The following is a 20560-nucleotide window of genomic DNA, read 5'->3' as shown; positions in this document are numbered from 1 at the left end:
TCAGGAATTTCCTCTGTCGGGCTTCACATTGAGGGGGCATCTCATCTATCGGGCATCAGGCAGGCCAGCCGCCCGGAAAGTGACACTACGGCCGCCTGCGTGTGGTGGTCCTCAAGGACCTGCGGGGTGTAAGGTAATTGCTCTGCTAACGACCAACGCCGTACTCGATCCTTTCAGGAGCACAGACTGATATGACTGCTCACCCCGACAGCCGTCGCGGCGACCACACTACCGACGCCACGATTACCGTCGACATCGTCTCCGACGTGGTTTGCCCCTGGTGCGTCATCGGCTATCGTCAGCTCGCCGAAGCGTCGCGTCAGACCGGCATCAATATCGACGTCCATTGGCACCCCTTCGAGCTCAATCCGCAGATGGGCGAGGAAGGTGAAAACCTGCGCGAGCATATCGCCGCCAAGTACGGCACCAGCGAAGAGGACTCACGAGCGGCTCGGGAACGGCTCACCCAGATGGGCGCCGAGCTCGGCTTTGCCTTCCACTACACCGATGACATGCGCATGGTGAACACCTTCCGCGCCCACCAGTTGATCGACTGGGCGGAGCAGCGTTCGCCAGACGAAGGCCACCGCATGAAGCAGGCCCTGTTCAGCGCCTTCTTCAGCGAGCGCCGCGACCTTCACCAGATCGACGTGCTGGCCGATGTGGCGGCGGATCTTGGCCATGACCGCGATGAGGTCGTGGCAATACTCGAGTCGGGCGAGCGCGGTGAATCGGTACGCCAGCGCCAGGCCTTCTGGCAACAACAGGGCATCAGCGGGGTACCTGCCATGGTGTTCAACCGCCGCTACCTGGTCACCGGGGCCCAGGGCGTTGAGAACTATCAGGAAGTGTTGCGACAGGTCGCAAGCGAGATGGTGAACGAAGATCACCAGGCGGGCGTGGATAGCTAGGCCGCTTGGCTTGCGCTTAGGCATAGCCATCGCCATTGGCGTCGCCTCCATCCTGACGACCGCTCGGCGGATCCGAGCGGTCGCAGGCGTCCTATCAGACGACGGAGAGCGCGTCAGGTAAGTCGACTTGCCCCGTCAACACCGCGCCATGCATCAGCGACGCTGCATCGACGCCTTCCAGCCTGACCGTGCCCCCCGCAAAGTGCACGACACTGTCATCGCCAACCTGAACCAGTGAACGCTCGAAGGCAGCATCGTCCGACAACACATCACGCAGATCGAGAATATCCTTCTGCTCCCCTTCCAGCGCAAAGTCTTCGATCACCGCGTGCATGGCAGCACCGTCCTTCACCACGAAGAGGTCCTGCCCAGTCCCACCATTGGCACGATCGTTTCCGGCCGACAGCACAATCACGTCATTGCCTTCCCCGCCGTAAAGCAGGTCACTGCCGCCACCGCCATTGAGCCAGTCGCGACCTTCCTCGCCGACCAGGACGTCCTGACCCGAAGTTCCGCTCAGGTGATCGTTGCCGGCGCCAGCAAAAACGACCTTTCCTTTGATCACGTTATCCCCAGCATCACCCAGCGTGGCCTTGCTGTAGGCAATATCGCGGTCAAACCAGGAAAACTTGTATGCGTCTTCAAGGTGGGAGTCCTGCACGAGATAGTTGACCCCTGGACCAGAGTGGAACCAGCCACCACCGCGGGTGAACTCGATCGTCTCGATACCTTGGGCGATGGTCAGCCCCCCGTTACCCAATGCCGCCACCTTACCGTCATCTAGCTTGAAAACGTCGTAATCACTACCCCGTCCTTCGAGAATCAGAGCGTCGTCACCGCTTCCCCCTTCTACCCGGTTGTATCCGCTGGAGGCGCGTATCCGGTCGTCCCCAGCCAGGCCATCGATATAATCGTTGGCAGCGCTGCCAGCCAGCAGGTCAGCAAAGTGGCTCCCCACGATAAAGGCGGGATCACCATAGTGGTCAGACGTCGGCGACCAGATGTCGCCCACCCAATAGATGCCTCTGGCATCTTCACCCAGCGCGGCAACCACGACCACACTATCCTGACTCATCCACTCGTAGAACGACGACGATACGATTCGCGAAACCAGATCGGCAGTCCTTCCACTAAGATGGGCACTCCACGCAAAGGGATTTAGCACGGAGTGATTTGATAGGGAAAGTGTCAGACTGGCATAAACGTCATCAAATATAACGAGGTTGTCTACGGAGCTTGAGTAGTTGCCATCATTGTTCTCCAAGGCGCCTTCAAGATTGCCGATGGCCGTCTCCAGGGCCTCGTGATCCCCCACATAGCGATACACGGCGTCATTTTCAAACCCGACATTCAGGACATTATCAGCCTCAAAAATGAAAGGCGATGCATAGCCCATGTAATTGCTCTCTGCAAAGAAGCCATCTGCCAACTGGCCAGAGAAGCGCGCTTGAATATTGGTCAGGGCTCCGCCCAGGCTGTAGCCGGTAATGATGGCATCGTCTCCACTCAAGCCATGTGCATTCATGTAACTGGCCACACTTGCCAACACAGGTTCCATGGTGTCGGCAATCTGATTGCCCTCATTCAAGTAAAAATAGTCGACAATATCGACCGGATTGTTGGTGCCGGCATAGGAGACACAGACACGGCTGATGTTACCTAGAGAGTCATGTTCAGCGAGGACTTTCAGCTGCGGTCCCCCCGAGACACCTCCCAGCAAAGGACTGCTCAGTGTGATGTAACCGTCTTTATCAACAATGGAAGCATCAAGCCCTAGCTCAGCAGCGGACACTTCACGCCATCCGGATGGTATTTTATGCTCGCTTTCCAGTGCCGGCCCTGACACATGGTTAATGGTTTCAAGCACATCAACCGCCGAGAAGCCAGCGTCATCATCAGCCGAATTAGAATATAGCGCGAGTTCGTATGCCGTGACGGTCAGTGCCTTTGCATCTTCAACATTCAACTTGGAAACGGAAAAAAGTGGCATCGCTCTTCCTCTAAATGGGAACTGCATTCACATTGCAGAGGAAGGCTAGAGCATCATAGCAACATCATGTCATACACTTTTTTTGGTACGGCGCCGTCGGCAAAGATTCAAGAACATGGCTTACCAACAACGGCACAGTCGCGGAACATTGTCGAACAGCCCAGGACATTGACGGCGAGGGAGGGCTTTTCCACTCACCACGGCTACGCATGAGGTTCGTCACAAGAACGTGATGAAGAAAATCGTTCATAGCAGCTATTGAGACACTATCACAACATCCCATCACTGACCGTTACGGCAATTGGCAAGCATCATCTTCTGGCACCATCCTCTATCTCTTTACTACCCCGCTGATTCCAACGTCTCGTGGCGCGCTGTCCCATCATACATCATCAAAAAGGGGCGTCGTTAGACGGCGCCCCTTTTGCACGAGTACGGCATATCACATGACAACGTCGAAATAAGCCTTTACCAGCGATAGCTGAGCTTGGCGGTCACCTCGCGTCCTGGGTTGTAGTAATCCGCCGTCCCGGAACCTACTACGTGCTTCTCGTCGAACAGGTTGCTGACATGCAGAGAGAGGTCAGTGTTCTGCACGAACTGGTAGCTGTACGATGCATCGAAGATGGTCGCCGACTCGCTCTTGATGGTGTTGGCGGTATCAAAGTAGTACTCACCGGTATAGCGCGCCCCAAGCCCTACGCTCATGTTCAGGTCAGGCAGCGTGTAGTGCGTCCATAGTGACGCCATATGCTCCGGCGTGGTGGTGAGTTCGTTGCCCTCGATGGAGCTGCCGTCGCGCAGCGTGCCACGCTCCACTTCAGAGTCCATGTAAGAGTAGCCGCCGATCACGCTGAGGTTGTCGGAAAGCTCTACCTTGGCCTCAAGCTCCAGTCCCCTTACCCGCGACTCCCCGATGGTTTCACGCTCGATGATCCCACTATCCTGGACCACTGCGATGGTGATGTCGTCCTGGTTAAGGTCATACACCGATGCCGAGAACAGGGCGTTGGTACCGATCGGAGCGTACTTCAGCCCCACTTCATACTGCTCGCCACGCTCGGGCGTCACACCGATGGAAGGCGGTGCCACCGACTCGACGTAGCTGACATAGGAAGACAGCTCTTCATTGATGATATAGGTCAAGGCGCCACGGAAGGACGTCTCCGAGAAATCATCACTGTCGTCGAAGGCGGCGCCCCAGGACACCCCCTTGCTCGACAGGTCCATATCGTCATTGCGTACCCCTGCGGTGACGATGAAGCGATCGTCGAAGGACAGGTTCTGCTGCAGGAAGACCGAGCGGGTCTCATAGTCCTGGTCATTGGTGCTATACACATTGAGGCTGGATGGCCCGCCGCTGAAGGTCGGGTTGGACAGGTCGATCGGCTGCGCATCACCATAGATGGAGCTATCGTCGGTTGAGGCGTCTCGGTACTCGGTGCCTACCAGTGTACTGCTGTCGAAACCATCGAATCTGGCGTCGTACTGCACCATCAGGTTACCGATCACTTCGTGGGCATCGGTATCGGTGCCAAAGTAGTCGCGGTCCACAATGGAGCCCGTGCGAGCTGCGGAATCGGTCAGGTAGATGTAGCCGAAGTCATCGGACAGATCGCTATAGCGCAGGTTGCCCCGCAGTACCAGGCCATTGTCGAAATCGTGGGTAAACTGGCCGGTCGCGCTGGTACGTTCTACATCGTGGTAATTGAAGTCCGGCTCACCGAAAAACTCATCCCGCGAGTAGTCACGGTCGAGTGGATAACCGCCGCTATTGGGTGTGTCATCGCGATCCAGGTGATCGATGATCAGGCTGGCGGTGGTGAAGTCGGTGGGCTCCCAGGCCAGCCCTGCCATGACAAACTCGTTGTCGTCGCGGGAGTGGTCGTATTCGCGATCGCTGTCCTGCACCTTGCCAGTGATCCGATACGCCAGGGTGCCACTGTCATCCAGCACATCACCGAAATCGACGCCCGTTTCCAGGTGGTCGAAGGAGCCGTAGCTTGCGTAGGCCTCGCCAAAACGCTCGAAGCGCGGGCGCTTGGTGACAAAGTTGACCGATCCACCAGGGTCGGCCGGCCCGAACAGCGTGGAGTTGGCCCCCCGCAGCACCTCGATACGCTCGTAGGCGAACGGCTCTTCTCTGACACCACGCATCGACCCAAGCGTCATGCCATCCCGATACGTGGTGGCCTGGAAGCCGCGAATCTGGAAGTAGTCGTTGCGATCATCGGTGCCAAAGTAATCGGTGATGACGCCAGGCGTGTACTGCAGCACCTCTTCGGTGGTACTGGCATTACGCTGCTCGATCTCTTTCTGGGTGATCACCGAGACCGATGCGGGAGTATCCAGAATACTGGTGGCAACCTTGCCACCGACCCAGAGCTCCTGGGCAACAATGGCGTTGGCATCATCGTCAGCCACCGCCTTGGCATTGACGATGATGGGCGCCAGCCGATAGACCTCATCCTTGGCATCGCTGTCGGCTTCCTGTGCCAGTGCCGGAAACGACAACACCGGAGCCAGGCAACAGACGGCCGTCAGCGCACGCGGACAGGCCCCCGCCCGGCCCACGAAACGATAGAGCAAAGTGTTCATGTGATACATCCCGAGAAATCGTTATGGAGTCTGGTTATTGTGATGGTTCGCAGAGCAACCAAATTCTCGGGATTAGGTCATACAAAGTCAAGAATGAGAAACAAAATCATTTGAATGAGCATCGCATACCCGTCCTGTTTTCCCTTTTGTGGCTTCCCAGCGCTCGCTGTCGCTTTCCTCTCGCTTTACCCTCGCTTTCCCTCCCGCCTCCCCCTGTCTCTTTCCTTGTCACCTCATACTCGCTCACCCTCAATTCATGAATTTTTTACATCAGTTTATGCCGTTTGCCCGTGCTAATCGAACGGTGGCTGAGCCTCTAGACTAGCGATCACTCCCGCTTTCCATGCCTGGCCTCAGCAATGATCTCGAGACCGGCTTGTCCTCCTATGCCATGGAGCACGTCATGACTCGCCTTGACGCCAACACCTTCACCCGACACCAGGTCTCAGTGCTCGCCATCGTGCTGACCAGCTATCTGATGATTGTGCTCGACATCTCCATCGTCATTACCGGGCTGCCCGAGATCAAACAGGACCTCGGCTTCTCTGTAAGTGGCCTGGCCTGGGTCCAGACCGCCTATACTCTGAGCTTTGGCGGGCTACTGCTGTTGGGCGCTCGTGCCGGCGACCTGCTCGGACGCAGGCGCATGCTGGTGGCAGGCCTGGGGCTCTTCACCCTGTCTTCACTGGCCATTGGCTTAGCCCAGTCGCCAACGTGGATGCTGGTGGGTCGGGCCATTCAGGGTAGTGGTGCGGCCATTCTGGCGCCCTCCACCTTGGCCCTGCTGTCCACTCACTTCCGTGAGGGCAGTCAACGCCACCGAGCCTTGGCCTACTACGCCTCGGCAGCAGGGGTCGGCTCAAGCCTGGGCTTGGTGCTGGGCGGCGTCTTTGCTGGGGAGCTCTCGTGGCGAGTGGGCTTCTTCATCAATATACCCATTGGCGTAGCCTTGGTCTGGGCAGCCCATCAGGTGCTGGAGGAAACGCCGAAACGCGGCGGTACCTTCGATACTCTCGGCGCCATGCTCTCTACTCTAGGTATGACGGCGCTGGTATTTGCCATCGTTCGCTCGGCGCAGCAGGGGTGGAGCGATGGTCCGACCCTGGCAAGCCTGACAACCGCCGGGTTGCTGCTGAGCGGTTTCGTCTTTAATGAGAGCAGGGTAAGACAGCCCATTCTCCCGCTTCGCCTCTTTGCCAGTCGCCAACGCGTCGGCGCTTACCTCGCTCGCCTTCTGTTCATTGGCGCCATGCTGAGCTTCTTCTTCTACATCACCCAGTTTCTGCAGGACGTGATGGGGTTCACTCCCCTCGAGGCTGGCCTGGCCTTTCTGCCGGTAACCCTGCCGATTTTTCTGGCATCACTACTGGTGACACGACTGACACATCGCCTCGGCCATGCACGGCTGCTGGCCCTGGCCCTCGTCAGCACGCTGGCGGGAATGGCCTGGCTCGGCCTGCTGACGCCAGAGTCACGCTACGCTGTGGATGTTGCGCTGCCCATGGTGCTGATCGGCGTTGGTAACGGGCTTGCTCTTGGCCCGCTGACCGTGGCCGGCGTCGCTGGTGTGGAAGAACGTGACGCCGGTGCGGCTTCCGGCATGGTCAATGTGGCTCACCAACTGGGCGGTGCGCTCGGACTGAGCGTGCTGGTGGTGGTCTACTCCGTCGCGGGTGACTCCCCTTTGCAAGGCCGGGAACTGCTGGCCCATCAGCTCGTCAGCGCGCTGCTGGGCAGTGCTGGCTTGCTGGCGATTGCTCTAGCCGTGGCCACGCTACTGATCGTACTGCCCTCACCGAAACCCAGCGACCAACGCCACTGCGCTCGGACCTGAACGCCACCATTCAGCCCCTGTCCCGGTCAGACGGCAACGCCACCCTGGGGCATCATGACAATCGGGGAGTTTCACCATGACCTCGCTATTGCAGACCTCTACGGCCACGCTAGTGGCAGGCGCCACTGCCCTGGCCCTCACCGCCGCACTGGCCTTGCCGGCAGCTAGCCACGCCGCCGAGCCTCCCGCCCCACTGGTCATTCAGCAGCAAGGCAGCTTCAGCGTCGGCGGCAGGATTCATCAGGAACCCGGTAGCTTCGATCCCAGGCGCCCCACCGAGCCAGCGGGACAGACCTTCCGCGGCGATCATCTGTATGCGTCCTATCAGATACCAGAGAATCCTCGCCCACTCCCCATCGTCATGTGGCATGGGTTCGGGCAGTTCTCGAAGACATGGGAAACCACAGCGGATGGCCGCGAGGGTTTTCGCAGCCTGTTCTTGCGTCGTGGCTTTCCGGTCTATCTGATCGACCAGCCTCGTCGGGGCAACGCCGGACGCAGCATGCAGGGCAAGACCATCGAACCTATCGCCGATGAGCAGTTCTGGTTCGGGCAGTTCCGCCTGGGGGTATGGCCTGACTACTTCGAGGGTGTGCAGTTCGATCAGGCCCCAGACACCCTGGATCAGTACTTTCGCTCGATGACGCCGGATACCGGCCCCTTTGACGTGGAAGTGATGTCCGATGCTGTCTCGGCGTTGTTTGAGGAGATCGGCCCCGGCATTCTCTTCACCCACTCCCACAGTGGTGGACTCGGGTGGCAGACAGCCATGTCCAACGACGCCATCAAGGCCATCGTCGCTTTCGAGCCGGGCAGCGGTTTTGTCTTTCCCGAGGGTGAATTGCCTGCCCCCAAAGTCAGTAGTTTCGATACCTTAGAGGGTGTGGCAGTGCCGCTGGAGAAGTTCGAGCGGCTGACCCGCATCCCGATCATTATCTTCTACGGCGACAACATTCCGACAGCCCCTAGCGACATCCCCACCCAGGACGCCTGGAGAGTGCGCCTGGATATGGCGAAAGACTGGCGAGACAGCGTCAACCGGCACGGTGGTGACGTGACCCTGGTGCATCTCCCGGAGATTGGCATCCTGGGCAACACGCACTTCCCCTTCTCCGATCTCAACAGCATCGACATTGCCGACCAGGTATCAGACTTTCTGGCGGAGAAGGGGCTGGATCAGTGACGGCGTAACATGCAGTCAACAAGAAGCCGCCTCACACCTATATGAGGCGGCGCCATTGAGGTTGAGCCTAGCTGGATAAGTTCGAATCAGGACATGGTCAGCAGGGTCTTGATCGCACTTCGTTCGTCCATGGCCTTGTAGCCCTGTGCCACCTGCTCGATGGGGAGCGTCTGATCGAATACCTTGCCTGGCGCGATGCTGCCCGCCAGCACACGCTCCATCAGGTCCGGCAGGAACCGTCGCACCGGTGCGGGCCCGCCGAGCATGCGCTTCTGGCCGAAAAACAATTGCTGGCCATCAAAGGTCACGCCATGGGGCACCCCGACATAGCCGATGGTGCCGCCAGGGCGACAGATGCCAAGCGCCTGTCGCATCGATTGCTCCATCCCAACGCACTCCAGCACTGACTCGGCACCGATGCCACGGGTCAGTTCCATGACTCGCTCGATGCCCTCGTCGCCACGCTCGGCAACGATATCGGTGGCCCCGAAATCACGCGCCAACTGCTGACGGCTGGCATGGCGGCTCATGGCGATGATGCGCTCTGCCCCCATCTGGGAGGCGGCCATAACGCCCATCAGCCCGACCGCCCCGTCGCCCACCACCACCACCGTGCTGCCCTCACGTACCTGGGCAGCATCGGCGGCATACCAGCCGGTGCCCAGCACGTCGGACACCGCCAGCAGGTGCGGCACCATCGATGCGTCAGGAACCTCACGCGTTGCTACCAAGGTGCCGTCGGCCAGCGGCACGCGGGCATAGGGGGCCTGGGCGCCGGTCATGAACTCAACCTGGGCACAGGACGACTGGAACCCGAACTGACAGTGCGGACAGCTATTGTCAGACAGACAAAAGCTGCCGACGACAAACTGTCCGGGCTTGATGTTGCGCACCTCGGAGCCCACCTCAACCACCACGCCGCAGTACTCATGTCCCATGTTTGCAGGGCCATCCTGGGGCTGTAGCCCACGATACGGCCACAGGTCCGAGCCACAGATACAGCTGGCAGCAAGCTCGACAATGGCGTCGGTAGGCTGAACGATACTGGGGTCCGCGACTTTTTCGTAGCGGACATCACCGGGTCCATGCATGACGGTCGCAAACATGTGTTTCTCCTTGTCAAAACGACAGAATGGTCCAAAGGGAAGCAATGACTCCCCACCCGACTCCACGTTAGACAATGGCCACAGATATGATTAGATGCCATACACCGCATGAACCCATGAAAGAGGCTCATCAATGCCCCGCGAGAACTTCAACGACCTACATGCCTTCCTTCGGGTGGCAGAAAAAGGCAGCTTCACGCGGGCGGCAGCAGAACTCGGCGTATCCCAGTCAGCGCTTAGTCATACCATTCGCGGGCTGGAGGCGAGGCTGGGAATCCGTCTGCTGACACGTACGACACGCAACGTCTCCCCTACCGAAGCGGGAGATCGACTGTTACGCACGATAGCGCCTTGCTTCGAGGACATTCACCACGGCCTTGAGGCCTTGAGCGAGCTGCGCGACAAGCCCGCAGGCACGCTTCGCATCTCCACCAGCAGCCACGCCGCGGACAGCATACTGATGCCCAAGCTATCCCCACTGCTGACGCAATATCCCGATATCCAGGTAGAGCTGCGCATCGACAACGGTCTGACCGACATTGTCTCCGAGCGGCTGGACGCGGGTGTCCGTCTCGGCGAGCGCGTTGCCAAGGACATGATCGCTACCCGCATCGGGCCAGACATGCGCATGTTGGCGGTGGCGGCACCGAGCTACTTTCAGCGCTACCCAGTCCCGCTGACACCCCACGAGCTCACCCAACACAACTGCATCAGTATCCGCATGCCGACGTCAGGAGGGCTTTACGCCTGGGAGTTCGAAAAAGACGGTATCGCACTCAATGTCCAGACTCACGGGCAGCTTGTCGTCAACAACAGTCAACAGGTGCTGTCAGCCGCACTCGCTGGACTCGGCCTCGCCTTTCTGCCCGAAGACATGGTGGTGGGTGCCATTGACGATGGACGCCTGATTCAGGTGCTGGATGACTGGAGTCCTCCCTTCCCTGGCTTTCATCTGTACTATCCCAACCGTCGCCAGGCATCCCCCGCGTTTTCCTTGCTGGTCGAGGCATTGCGCCACCCCCAGTAGACATACCGCAGGCCTGCTCGTGCCTTGACTCGGCAACTGTTCGGACAGCCCCCCACCGCTCTGGCGCCAGAACCAGGGCGCCAGAACAGGGACGTGAACCATCAGGCCCCGGACGATAGCTCGGCTTGTACCTGCTGAATCAAGTTGCACAGGGTCGGTGAGTCATTACCATGGCGCCATGCCAGCCACAGCGGCATATCGCAGCGATCGAGCTCGGGCAACCTGACAAAGCGCACGCCGGGCAAGGGGTGATGCCGACTCGCTGAGGTGACGATGGCAAAGCCCAGACCTGCCGCCACCATGCTGAGAATGGTGATGTTGTCGGCGCCGTACTGGACGACTCGTGGCGCAAAGCCCAGGCGCTTGAAGTGCGACAGCATGCGGTCGTAGTACATCGGCGACGCGCTGCGAAAGCCCCACACAAAGTCCTCTTCCTGCAGGTCCGCCAGACACTGGGGCGGGCACTTGGCCCACGGAGAGGTCTCCGGCAGCGCCAGCACCAGGCTGTCGTGTTTCAGCGGCAAGGTGTCGAGCCCGGGATAGTCCGGCCCATCCAGATACACCACGCCAGCGTCCAGCGTGCCTTCGCACAACCGTTCTAGCTGCGGGCCAGAGAGCAAGGGAAAGACCTCAAAGGCCACGCCCGGATACTGCGCCCGATACTGCCCCATCATCCGCGCCACTTCGGGCACCCATAGGTGGGCCACCGTGATGCCCAGGCGCAATGTTCCCGTGCGACCGCTGCCCAGGGCCGTGAGACGGGCCTTGATCTGCGAACGCTGATCCAGCAACAGCAAGGCTTCCTCATACAACGCACGCCCCGCCATGGTCAGGCGGACGCCCCTGGCGTGACGGTCCAGCAGGCGGGTGCCCAGATCTTCCTCGAGTAAACGAATCTGGCGAGTCAGCGCCGGTTGCGCCACATGTACCCGGCGGCTGGCCTCGGTGATGGTCCCGGCCTCCACCACCGCCACGAAATAGCTCAGCTGTCGGAACTCCATGACGTGAATGCCTCCCTCGACGTTAGACGGCGCTGACGACGGCGACGGCAATCACCCCGTTCCCATGCCATATCGATATCGCTGCTATCAAAAAGCCATATTTTTGGTATCGAAAGAGCTATCCCATAGTAAAGGCACAATTTCAATAACCGCCCGCCGGCGGCACCGGGAAACGCTCGTCCGCAACAACCTCCCAGCGTCCCCCAAGGCCAAGGAACCTTCCATGACCAAGACCTTTCACCTGTTGACCGGGCTGCACTTCGCCGTATGTTCGCTCGCCATGATCTGGCCCGGCGCGCTGATCGCCAACCGCATTGAACCGATGGTACTGGGCCTGCCGTTCCTGTTCTTCTGGTACATCCTGTGGATGCTGATTCTGTTCGCCGGCATGTGGATCGCCTTTGTGGTGCGACACGGAGGGGATCGCCATGAATGATGCCTTCATCGTCGTCGGTATTACCCTCGCCTACCTGGGCGTAGTGCTGTGGGTGGGCATCCGCGCCCGCGGTCAGCACAGCTCCAGCCTCGAAGGCTACGTGGCCGGTGGTCGCCACGTCGGGGTGATCATTCTGTTCTTTATCCTTGGCGCCGAGATCTTCTCGGCGTTCGCCTTTCTTGGCACCCCCGGCTGGGCGTATGAGAGGGGCGCACCAGCCCTCTATATCCTGGCCTATCTGGCGCTGGTGCCGATCTCGATCTGGGTGCTTGGCCCAAGGGTCGCCAAACTGGGACGAGAGCGGGGCTACCTGACCCAGGGCGACATGATCGCCCATCACTACCGCAGCAAACCTCTCGGCATGATCGCCGGCATCATCGGCGTCGCCGCCATGGTGCCCTACCTCACCATCCAGATCGCCGGGGCTGGCATGCTGTTCCAGGCCGCCACCGATGGCCTGGTGCCGCTGTGGCTTGGTGCGCTGCTCGCCTTTATCGTGGTCGCTGCCTACGTCTTCACCAGCGGCCTCAAGGGCATCGGTTGGACCAACCTGCTGCAGGGCATCATGATGATCGTGATTGCCTGGTACCTGGGTATCAGCCTCTCCGAGCGCCTCTATGGCGGGGTCGGCGAGATGTTCAGCCAGATCCAGGAGAGCGCTCCCGAATACCTGACCCTGCCCGGCGCCACCAACATGGGCTGGGGCTACTTCAGCACCGCGATCCTCGTCAGTGCCTTTGGCGGCGCCATGTGGCCGCATCTGTTCATGAAGTTCTATTCCGCTGACAGCGGTCGCACGTTACGCAAGGTCAGCGTCTTCTATCCTCTCTACGCCTACTTACTGGTACCTCTGCTATTCATCGGCTTTGCGGGCATTATCGTGTTTGCCGAGGAACCGCTGGCGCGCCCGGATACGGTGCTGCTGAAGCTCGTGCTTGACGTGGCCGACTACTCGCCCTGGGTCATCGGTGTGATGCTGTCTGGCGCCCTGGCCGCCGCCATGTCTACCGGGGCCAACCTGGCCCACACCGCGGGCATCGTACTGGTCAGAGACGTGCTGGGCCCGACGGTCATGCGCGGCGCCAGTGAAAAGACCGTGGTCAGCGCCACCCGCTGGAGTGTGGTGGGGCTGTCCCTGGTCGCCTACGCCTGTGCGCTGGCCAACCCGTCATCACTGGTCATGATGCTGCTTGTCGCCTATGGGCTGATCGTCCAGCTGCTGCCCATGGTCATGGGCGCGGTCTTCCTGCCGACACTACGACGCCTGAGCGTCCTGGCAGGCGCCATGGCGGGAAGCGTTGCCTACCTGTTGATGGAGTTCGTGTGGTCCTCGCCACTGGGCTGGCATTCCGGCCTGTGGGCCATGCTGCTCAACGTGCTGGTAGTCACCGCCTGTCAGCGCTTCATCCAGCCGGCCGCCGACACCACATCCCTCGCCAACTGATGTGACACACACAAGGAGACGTACCCATGACCACTCACATCAGCGCTGACCTCAGTCAGGCTATCCGCGCCCACGCAGAGCAGACGCTTGAGACTATCGGCTCGCTCTACCGTCAGCTGCATCAGCACCCGGAGCTGCCTTTTCAGGAACATCAGACCAGCGCTCATCTGGCCGACGCCCTGGAGGCAGTAGCGCGGGACACCCCAGGCATGGAGGTCACCCGTGGCGTCGGCGGCACGGGCGTCGTCGCCCTGATACGCAACGGGGAAGGCCCCACCGTGATGCTGCGCGGGGACATGGACGCACTGCCGATCAAGGAAGACACCGGTGTCGAGTTTGCCAGCACGGATACCGCCGACACTGACGGCGGCAGCGTGCCGCTGATGCACGCCTGCGGACATGACCTGCACAGCAGTTGCATCGTCGGCGCCGCCACGGTGATGGCCGCCATGCGCGACCAGTGGCAAGGGACCCTGATGCTGATCTGCCAGCCCGCCGAGGAAATCTTCGGTGGGGCCAAGGCGATGCTGGAGGATGGGCTTTATCGCCGCTTCGCGCGCCCGGATATCGTTCTCGGCCAGCACAATATGCCAGCACTGGCCGGCAACGTCGGGCACATTGCCGGACGTGCCATGGCGGCCGCCTCGAATCTGGCGATCACTATTCATGGCGCTGGCGGCCATGGCTCGATGCCAGCTCACACCATCGACCCGGTCGTCATTGCCGCCCATGTGGTAACCCGGCTGCAGACCATCGTGTCGCGAGAAGTCCCGCCGGAAGAGACCGCCGTGGTCACGGTGGGCCGGCTGCACGCCGGCACCCAGGCCAATATCATTCCTCACCATGCCGAGCTGGACATCAATATCCGCAGCTTCGACAACAGCCTGCACCGCCAGCTGATCGAAGCGATCGAGCGCATCGTGCGCGCGGAATGCGACGCTGGGCGCTGTCCACGCCCGCCGGATATTCGCGTGATCAATGACACCATCGCGCTATACAACGACACGGACCTGGTCGAACGCCTTCGCCGCGCCCATGGCGAGCATTTCGGCCAGGACGCGCTCTACGACATGCACCGACTCAACGGCAGCGAGGACTTTCCGCTTTTCGGTGATGCCAAGGCAGGCGACTTCGGCGGCGACGATATCCCTTGCGCCTACTGGTTCTTCGGCGCCACCCCGGCAGAGCGCTGGGCAGCGACACCGGGCCGCACGGTGGCAGAAAAGATGCGGCACCTGGAGATGCCGCATTCTCCCCACTATTTCCCGGGCAACCCCGTGACCCTGCGTACCGGTATCGAAGCGTTGGTCAGCGGCGCCATCGCCTGTCTGGACTGACGCAGCACGACCGGGGAAGCAGAAGCGGTGAGCAGAAAAGGCCATCGCCAGGCTTCCCCGGCCTATCGCGCAGCCCCCGTCGATACTCCCCAGCTTCAGCCCTGCCCTACTTACAGACATGCATATAGCCCTGATCACAGCGTTTCCCCCGCCTCTTATCCGACCCAGCATCATGCTCGCCGACAAGGTCTGTAAGGATCTGCGACACCGGCCGACGCAAACCGGCGCGGCCTCGACAGTGCAGCTGCGCATTCGCGACAGGTTGCCAACGGGCTGCCAAGACCACCATCTCGTGACCGCCGCCGTGCGGAATGATCTCAGGAAAGGAGAGGAAACAGATATGTCAGGACTAAAAGGCGGGCTGCTGGCGATGCGTGTCGGCATCTTCCTGGTGTTACTGGTGTGGACGCTAAGCAAATTCATCAACCCCGCCCAGGGCAGCGGCATTATCGATAAGTACTTCGGCGTCGCGGGCGTGGACACCGCCGTGGTGATGGTGCTCGGCGCATTGGAGTTAGCCCTGATCCTGGCGTTCGTGGCGGGCCTTTACAAGCGCATGACGTACGCAGGCGTGCTCGCCATTCACGGCATCTCGACGCTGGTGACGATTCCCGCCATGGTGACAGATCCCTTTGGCCATATGCTGTTCTTCGCCGCCCTGCCGATGCTGGCGGCCTGCTACACCCTGTACCGGCTGCGCGACGAGGACACCTTGCTGACGCTGCAACGCTCGGCGCCAGTGACCACCGCCTGAAACACCGTCGCCGGACCTACCAGCCCCTGGTAAGTAATTCTTCAACTACCGGGGGCTGGCTGTGTCAGGCAGATCGATGCGGTCGGGCACGTACCCTAGCCTCGCTATCCTCGCAAGCATCGTCGCTCTATCGATGGCCGAAGCTACCTCGTGCCGCTCCTTCCGCCAGCATTGCGACCACCGAGCGCACCTGTTCGTAACCGGTCCTCAACAGAAAGGTGGGAGCACGGCCGTAGCTCTTGATGCCCAGGATAAACAGCCCCTGCTCCGGATGACGGAGTTCCTCGGCGCCGTGGGAGGGCACCGAGCCACAGCTATGTACGTTGGGGTCGATCAATGGCGCCAGACGAACCGGGCTCTGGGTGGCGGGATCCAGCTCGAGGCGAAGCTCAGACAACAGCGACAGATCTGGCCGGAAGCCGGTAGCGACGACTACCTCGTCCACCGGCGGCAAGCCATGCCCTTGCCCCTGGATGACCAGACCATCGGCCCGTTCCTCAAGTCGCTCGATCCTGACCCCGGGATAGACCTCGATCCTGCCATCGCTCACCAGACGCTGGACCTCAAGCCCCAGCCGACCGCGTTCCTCGAGAGGATCGTCGGCGCAACCGCAGAACATTCTGGCCGGTGAATCTCCACGAATTGCCCACAGCACCCTGGTGTCCGGAGCCGCCTTGGCGAGCTCAGCCAGATCACGTAGCAGATTGAAGGCCGAATGCCCGGCTCCGACGACCAGTACACGCCGGTTGGCGTAGCGATCACGCCCCTCCTTCAGCACCGATGGCAGTCCGTAGGTCACCCTCTGTGCCAGTCGCGCCTCCCCCAGCGCTGGCATACCGTGCGCTCCCATCCAATTGGGCTGGCCAAAGGTACCTGAGGCATCGATGACCGCATCGGCGAACAGGTCCCGCTCGCCATCGGGGTCTTCGATCCTCAGCACGAACGGCGCCTCGAAGCGCCCCTTGTCTTTCAGCACATCGATACCGGACCGACTCACTCCCAGCACGCGGTTTTGCAGGTACACGCGGTCTCGGAACTCGGGCAGATTCGCCAGAGGTTCCAGATAGTGATCCACAAGCTCCTGCCCGGTCGGGCAAGCATTGCCATCCGGCGGCAGCCATCCATTGGCCTTCAATAGTGAGGTAGCGTGATCATCAAGGTTGCATTCCCAGGGCGTGAACATTCGCACATGCCCCCACTGCCGCAGATGCTCACCGACGCCCTTGCCCGCTTCGATAACCAGCGGATCGAGTCCATGCGCTAGCGCGTGGGCGCAGGCGGCAAGCCCTACAGGACCGCCTCCGATGATCGCGATCCTGCCACTTGTCTGATTCATCTATCGCTCCTTGAGAGAGTGGTACCTTGGCGGACGCGCCCTCACATCCGACATTAGTTGTCAGTACCAACAATGCGTACAAAAAAACTCAGGTCTCGTCCTCATTACAACTCAGGGCCGAGGCCCTGGACCACAGCGCCGATGCGCTGCCTGGGTCAACTGCCGTATCAGGGTCAGCGCCGCCCGACGCATATCCGGAGTGAGCCCTTCGAGCATTGCCCGCTCTTCGGCGATCAGGTCGGCGCGAATCGTCTGGTACAACGCTTCTCCCTGCACTGTAGGCCGGATCAGCGCGGCACGTCGATCCGCCGGATCGGCGATCCGGTCGACATGTCCCTTGCGGACCAGGGCGTCCACCACGCGACTCGCCGTGCTCTTGTCCAGGTACATTTCGCTAGCCAACCCCTGCAGGCGCAATGGCCCTTGATGGACCAGAGTCTCCAGGGCATAACACTGGGCCACAGAAAGGTCATAGCCGCAAATGCGATCTCGATCTCGAAACTGGTGGACCCGAATCAACTGATTGAGCGCGTCATAGAGCGCTCGGGCATCCCGGTCGAGGTTCTCGCCGCTAGGGAGGTCTCGGGAGTTGTCGCTGTCGCTTTTTTGGGTGCTATCGCTATGGAGAGACATTGGGTCTTTGGTAGTTTAGTTGGTACTAGCAACGTAAATGACCTTCCGGGCCGGGTCAAGCGGCGCACCGATGAGTCGAGAGCCCTGCGCCTGCGGTGAGCGACTCCTCTCCTCTGACTAAGAAGTTCCTTCTCAACCTCTGATATACAGCAAGGTTTTCTATTTCCCGCGCGCTAATGAACAGCAAGATTACAGTGACCGCTTGATGGCATCAGTTGGGCTTCATACCATCAGACTTCAATAATAAATAAAAACGTTCTGTTGAATGATATGAATATTTACGCACGGGAGTAACGCCAAGTGAAACGAACGAGTACCCTACTATCTGTTGCTGTAGCAAGTGCCATGATGCTCAGTGGTTGTGCCAGTATCGTTGGTGATCGCGATCAGGCAATCACCATCAACAGTGCTCCAACCCATGCAGACATTACAATCGTCGACGAAAAGGGGCAGCAAGTCTTCGAGGGAAGCACGCCAACCAGTGTAACGCTCAAAAAGGCTGACGGCTCCTACTTTGGCGGAAAGGATTATGTCGTCACCATCAGTAAAGATGGTTTTCAGAGTCGCTCTATAGAGATTACCAGCCATGCCAACGGCTGGTATGTAGGAGGCAACTTAATTTTTGGGGGATTGATTGGCTGGTTAATCGTCGACCCATTAACAGGGGCCATGTACTCGTTGACCCCGGATGAGATAAACACTTATCTGGGCGACAGTCTCACGAGTACACAAGGTGGGGAGCAAGAGGTCACTCTCGTATTGATCGAAGATGTGCCACAGGAGCTTCGCAATAACTTGAAGCTACTCAGCCAGCGATAGCCTACTCGTAGGGGGCAATGTAACTGTCAACCCACTCCTAGAGGGATGAACTGCGCCCGCACCCGAAGCGCCGGGGCAGTTCTCCCGGGCCCCATGACGCGCAGCGATGGTGGAGCGCTTGAGGCTAAACGTAGCGTCGACGCACCCAGAGACGTCTCGTCAAGCTATGTCCTGCGCCACGGCCGCCACTAAAAAGTGTATGATATGCAACGCATTGGTGGCCCGACGCCACCTTCTTTCCAGCATTGCTGGCGTTTGCGACAGCGCACCGGCCCTCGCTTCCCATGCAGGCGAGAGCAGGTTTGGTGCGTCCCATTCGCCAACGTCCAGGCACGATGACTTGCTCTCAGTCTTCGCGCCACGAGGTCGCTCGTAGCTGGAGTGACAGCGGGATCGCCGGCCCGTGGCCCGACTCAAGAGGATACGAGACTATCGCTACTTCAGATTCACCCTCCACCGCAGCCGCCAGCACGGCGTCTTCCGACTCTCCCCCCGACGACAATCCCCATGCGGTGATGGGCACCGACTACATGGTCACAGAGCTCGACCAGGGCGGTCCTTTCCAGGGCATGCACCGCGGCATGACCATCACCTCTGGTGCGCTGATTCTGCTCTTTGTGCTGTTCACCGGCCTTAGTTCGGACACGGCAAGCGTGGTGTTCGGCACCGCCCGCACCTGGATCGAAAGCACCTTCAGCGGCTATTACCTGATTTCCGTGGTCGCGCTGCTCGTCGTCTGTGCCTTTATTGTCTGCAGTCGCTACGGCAATATCCGCCTGGGTACCGATGACAGCCGCCCGGAATTCAGCAACTTTGCCTGGTTCTCGATGCTGTTCTCGGCGGGTATCGGCATCGGCATTCTGTTTTTTGGCGTTGCCGAACCGATCTTCTATCTCGACAACTCCGGTGCCTTCGGCTATCCCAACAACCCCCATGCCGACATGGCCGGGGCCACCGAGATCGGCCACGAGCGCGCCATCGATGCGCTACGGGTCACCGTCTTTCACTGGGGCCTGCACGGCTGGGCCATCTACGTCATCGTCGGCATGTCGCTGGCCTACTTTGCCTACCGCAAGGGACTGCCCCTGGCGCTGCGGTCTGCCCTCTATCCGTTCATCGGCGATCGCATCTTTGGTCCCCTTGGCCATTTGTTCGACATCTTCGGGGTACTGGGCTGCGTGTTTGGCGTCGCCACGTCCCTCGGGCTCGGGGTCAGCCAGATGGGCGTCGGACTGGAAAAGCTGTTTGGCATCAGTGATGGCCTGCCCACTCAGCTGGCCCTGATTGCGGTCATCTCGACCCTGTCGATCATCTCGGTCGTCAGCGGTGTCCAGCGCGGTATCCGTATCATTTCGGTGCTCAACATCTGGGTGTCGGCGGTGGTGATCGGCATCTTCCTGTTCGGCGGGCCCACCCTATGGCTGTTCAAGACCTTCGGTGAAACGCTGGCCGACTACGCCACCGAAGTAATTCCGATGGGGCTCTGGTATGCCGACAAGGCAGGCACCAGCGAATGGCAACAGGCCTGGACCATTTTCTACTGGGGCTGGTGGCTCGCCTGGGCTCCGTTTGTCGGTCTGTTCATTGCCCGCATCTCGAAAGGCCGCACCCTGCGGGAGTTCGTGCTCGGTGTGCTGCTGGTGCCGACCCTGCTGGCGTTTATCTGGCTGGTCATCTTCGGCGGCAATGCGATCCATCAGGAGTTGAACGCGGCCGGTGGCGCCGGCTCCGCCGGCATCATGGACATGGTGCGTGCCTGGGACCTGCCTTCGGCGCTGTTTGCCACCGCAGACGGTATCGTCGGCTCCGGCGTATTCGGCTGGGTGCTGTCGGCGATGATGGTGTTCCTGCTGATGAGCTGGTTCATCACCTCATCAGACTCGGGCACCCTGGTGCTGACCACCATTCTGTCCCTGGGCGATGACGATCCGCCCAAGCTGTTCCGCGTCTTCTGGGGCGTCATCATCGGCCTGGTGGCGGCGGTGCTGCTGGTTGTCGGCGGGCTCTCTGCGCTGCAGACAGCACTGATCGCAGCGGCGCTGCCGGTCAGCGTCGTCATTCTGGTGATGACCCTTGCGGTGCTGCTATCGCTGTTCCGCGAGCCGGGCGATCCCTATCGACCACGTTCTCGTCTGCCCCGTCGCTGATGCG

General features: G+C 60.3%; 16 protein-coding genes. 10 read left to right on the top strand and 6 right to left on the bottom strand.

Annotated features, from left to right (window positions below; genetic code table 11):
* The first annotated feature begins 191 nt into the window (after positions 1-191).
* Positions 192-911: a DsbA family protein gene (locus KUV86_RS04985; protein WP_222483824.1), complete on the top strand. Its 720-nt coding sequence runs from the start codon at positions 192-194 to the stop codon at positions 909-911.
* Positions 912-1005: 94 nt separating this feature from the next.
* Here the strand turns inward: KUV86_RS04985 and KUV86_RS04980 are convergent, their stop codons facing one another.
* Together KUV86_RS04980 and KUV86_RS04975 are read right to left on the bottom strand one after the other, a co-directional pair.
* Complete coding sequence (locus tag KUV86_RS04980) at positions 1006-2901, bottom strand: calcium-binding protein (RefSeq protein ID WP_222483822.1); 1896 nt, start codon at positions 2899-2901, stop codon at positions 1006-1008.
* Between the two features lie 468 nt (positions 2902-3369).
* A complete protein-coding gene (locus KUV86_RS04975) occupies positions 3370-5499 on the bottom strand; it encodes a TonB-dependent siderophore receptor (protein ID WP_222483821.1) in 2130 nt (709 codons plus the stop codon).
* Positions 5500-5902: 403 nt separating this feature from the next.
* Between KUV86_RS04975 and KUV86_RS04970 the strand changes: the two genes are divergently transcribed.
* Both KUV86_RS04970 and KUV86_RS04965 read left to right on the top strand, forming a co-directional pair.
* Positions 5903-7333, top strand: a complete 1431-nt coding sequence (locus tag KUV86_RS04970; RefSeq protein ID WP_222483819.1) for an MFS transporter — start codon at positions 5903-5905, stop codon at positions 7331-7333.
* A gap of 76 nt (positions 7334-7409) precedes the next feature.
* Positions 7410-8516 carry an alpha/beta hydrolase gene (locus tag KUV86_RS04965; protein ID WP_222483817.1) on the top strand — a complete coding sequence of 369 codons (1107 nt, stop codon included), beginning with the start codon at positions 7410-7412 and terminating at the stop codon, positions 8514-8516.
* 86 nt (positions 8517-8602) lie between these two features.
* Here the strand turns inward: KUV86_RS04965 and KUV86_RS04960 are convergent, their stop codons facing one another.
* Positions 8603-9622: a zinc-dependent alcohol dehydrogenase family protein gene (locus tag KUV86_RS04960; protein ID WP_222483815.1), complete on the bottom strand. Its 1020-nt coding sequence runs from the start codon at positions 9620-9622 to the stop codon at positions 8603-8605.
* 133 nt (positions 9623-9755) lie between these two features.
* On the opposite strand from KUV86_RS04960, the gene KUV86_RS04955 reads away from it, so the two are divergent.
* Complete coding sequence (locus KUV86_RS04955; protein ID WP_222162044.1) at positions 9756-10649, top strand: LysR family transcriptional regulator; 894 nt, start codon at positions 9756-9758, stop codon at positions 10647-10649.
* 101 nt (positions 10650-10750) lie between these two features.
* On the opposite strand, the gene KUV86_RS04950 is transcribed toward KUV86_RS04955, so the two are convergent.
* Entirely contained in the window at positions 10751-11650 is a 900-nt protein-coding gene (locus KUV86_RS04950) for a LysR family transcriptional regulator (RefSeq protein ID WP_222483813.1), read from the bottom strand.
* Between the two features lie 223 nt (positions 11651-11873).
* Here KUV86_RS04950 and KUV86_RS04945 point away from each other — a divergent pair, with 223 nt between their 5' ends.
* From KUV86_RS04945 to KUV86_RS04930, 4 genes are all read left to right on the top strand, one after another.
* Entirely contained in the window at positions 11874-12086 is a 213-nt protein-coding gene (locus KUV86_RS04945) for a DUF3311 domain-containing protein (RefSeq protein ID WP_206942685.1), read from the top strand.
* Positions 12079-13530, top strand: a complete 1452-nt coding sequence (locus KUV86_RS04940) for a sodium:solute symporter (protein WP_222483811.1) — start codon at positions 12079-12081, stop codon at positions 13528-13530. The genes KUV86_RS04945 and KUV86_RS04940 overlap by 8 nt, the downstream gene beginning before the upstream one ends.
* A gap of 26 nt (positions 13531-13556) precedes the next feature.
* Entirely contained in the window at positions 13557-14867 is a 1311-nt protein-coding gene (locus KUV86_RS04935) for an amidohydrolase (RefSeq protein ID WP_206942689.1), read from the top strand.
* A 172-nt stretch (positions 14868-15039) separates the two neighbouring features.
* The gene (locus KUV86_RS04930) at positions 15040-15621 is read left to right on the top strand and encodes a hypothetical protein (protein WP_224908288.1); all 582 of its coding nucleotides are present in this window, start codon (positions 15040-15042) and stop codon (positions 15619-15621) included.
* Between the two features lie 127 nt (positions 15622-15748).
* Here the strand turns inward: KUV86_RS04930 and KUV86_RS04925 are convergent, their stop codons facing one another.
* On the bottom strand, positions 15749-16957 hold the full coding sequence (locus KUV86_RS04925; protein WP_222483805.1) for an NAD(P)-binding domain-containing protein: 1209 nt from the start codon (positions 16955-16957) through the stop codon (positions 15749-15751).
* 111 nt (positions 16958-17068) lie between these two features.
* Positions 17069-17590, bottom strand: coding sequence for a MarR family winged helix-turn-helix transcriptional regulator (locus tag KUV86_RS04920; RefSeq protein ID WP_206942693.1), 522 nt, complete (start codon positions 17588-17590; stop codon positions 17069-17071).
* A 300-nt stretch (positions 17591-17890) separates the two neighbouring features.
* Here KUV86_RS04920 and KUV86_RS04915 point away from each other — a divergent pair, with 300 nt between their 5' ends.
* Together KUV86_RS04915 and KUV86_RS04910 are read left to right on the top strand one after the other, a co-directional pair.
* The gene (locus KUV86_RS04915; RefSeq protein ID WP_224851778.1) at positions 17891-18409 is read left to right on the top strand and encodes a hypothetical protein; all 519 of its coding nucleotides are present in this window, start codon (positions 17891-17893) and stop codon (positions 18407-18409) included.
* Between the two features lie 335 nt (positions 18410-18744).
* The gene (locus KUV86_RS04910) at positions 18745-20556 is read left to right on the top strand and encodes a BCCT family transporter (protein ID WP_261397534.1); all 1812 of its coding nucleotides are present in this window, start codon (positions 18745-18747) and stop codon (positions 20554-20556) included.
* Positions 20557-20560 lie beyond the last annotated feature (4 nt).

It is taken from the genome of Halomonas sp. DP8Y7-3, from assembly GCF_019801675.1.
GTDB classification, from domain to species: Bacteria; Pseudomonadota; Gammaproteobacteria; order Pseudomonadales; family Halomonadaceae; genus Halomonas; species Halomonas litopenaei_A.
This window is presented reverse-complemented; position numbering and strand designations above follow the sequence as displayed.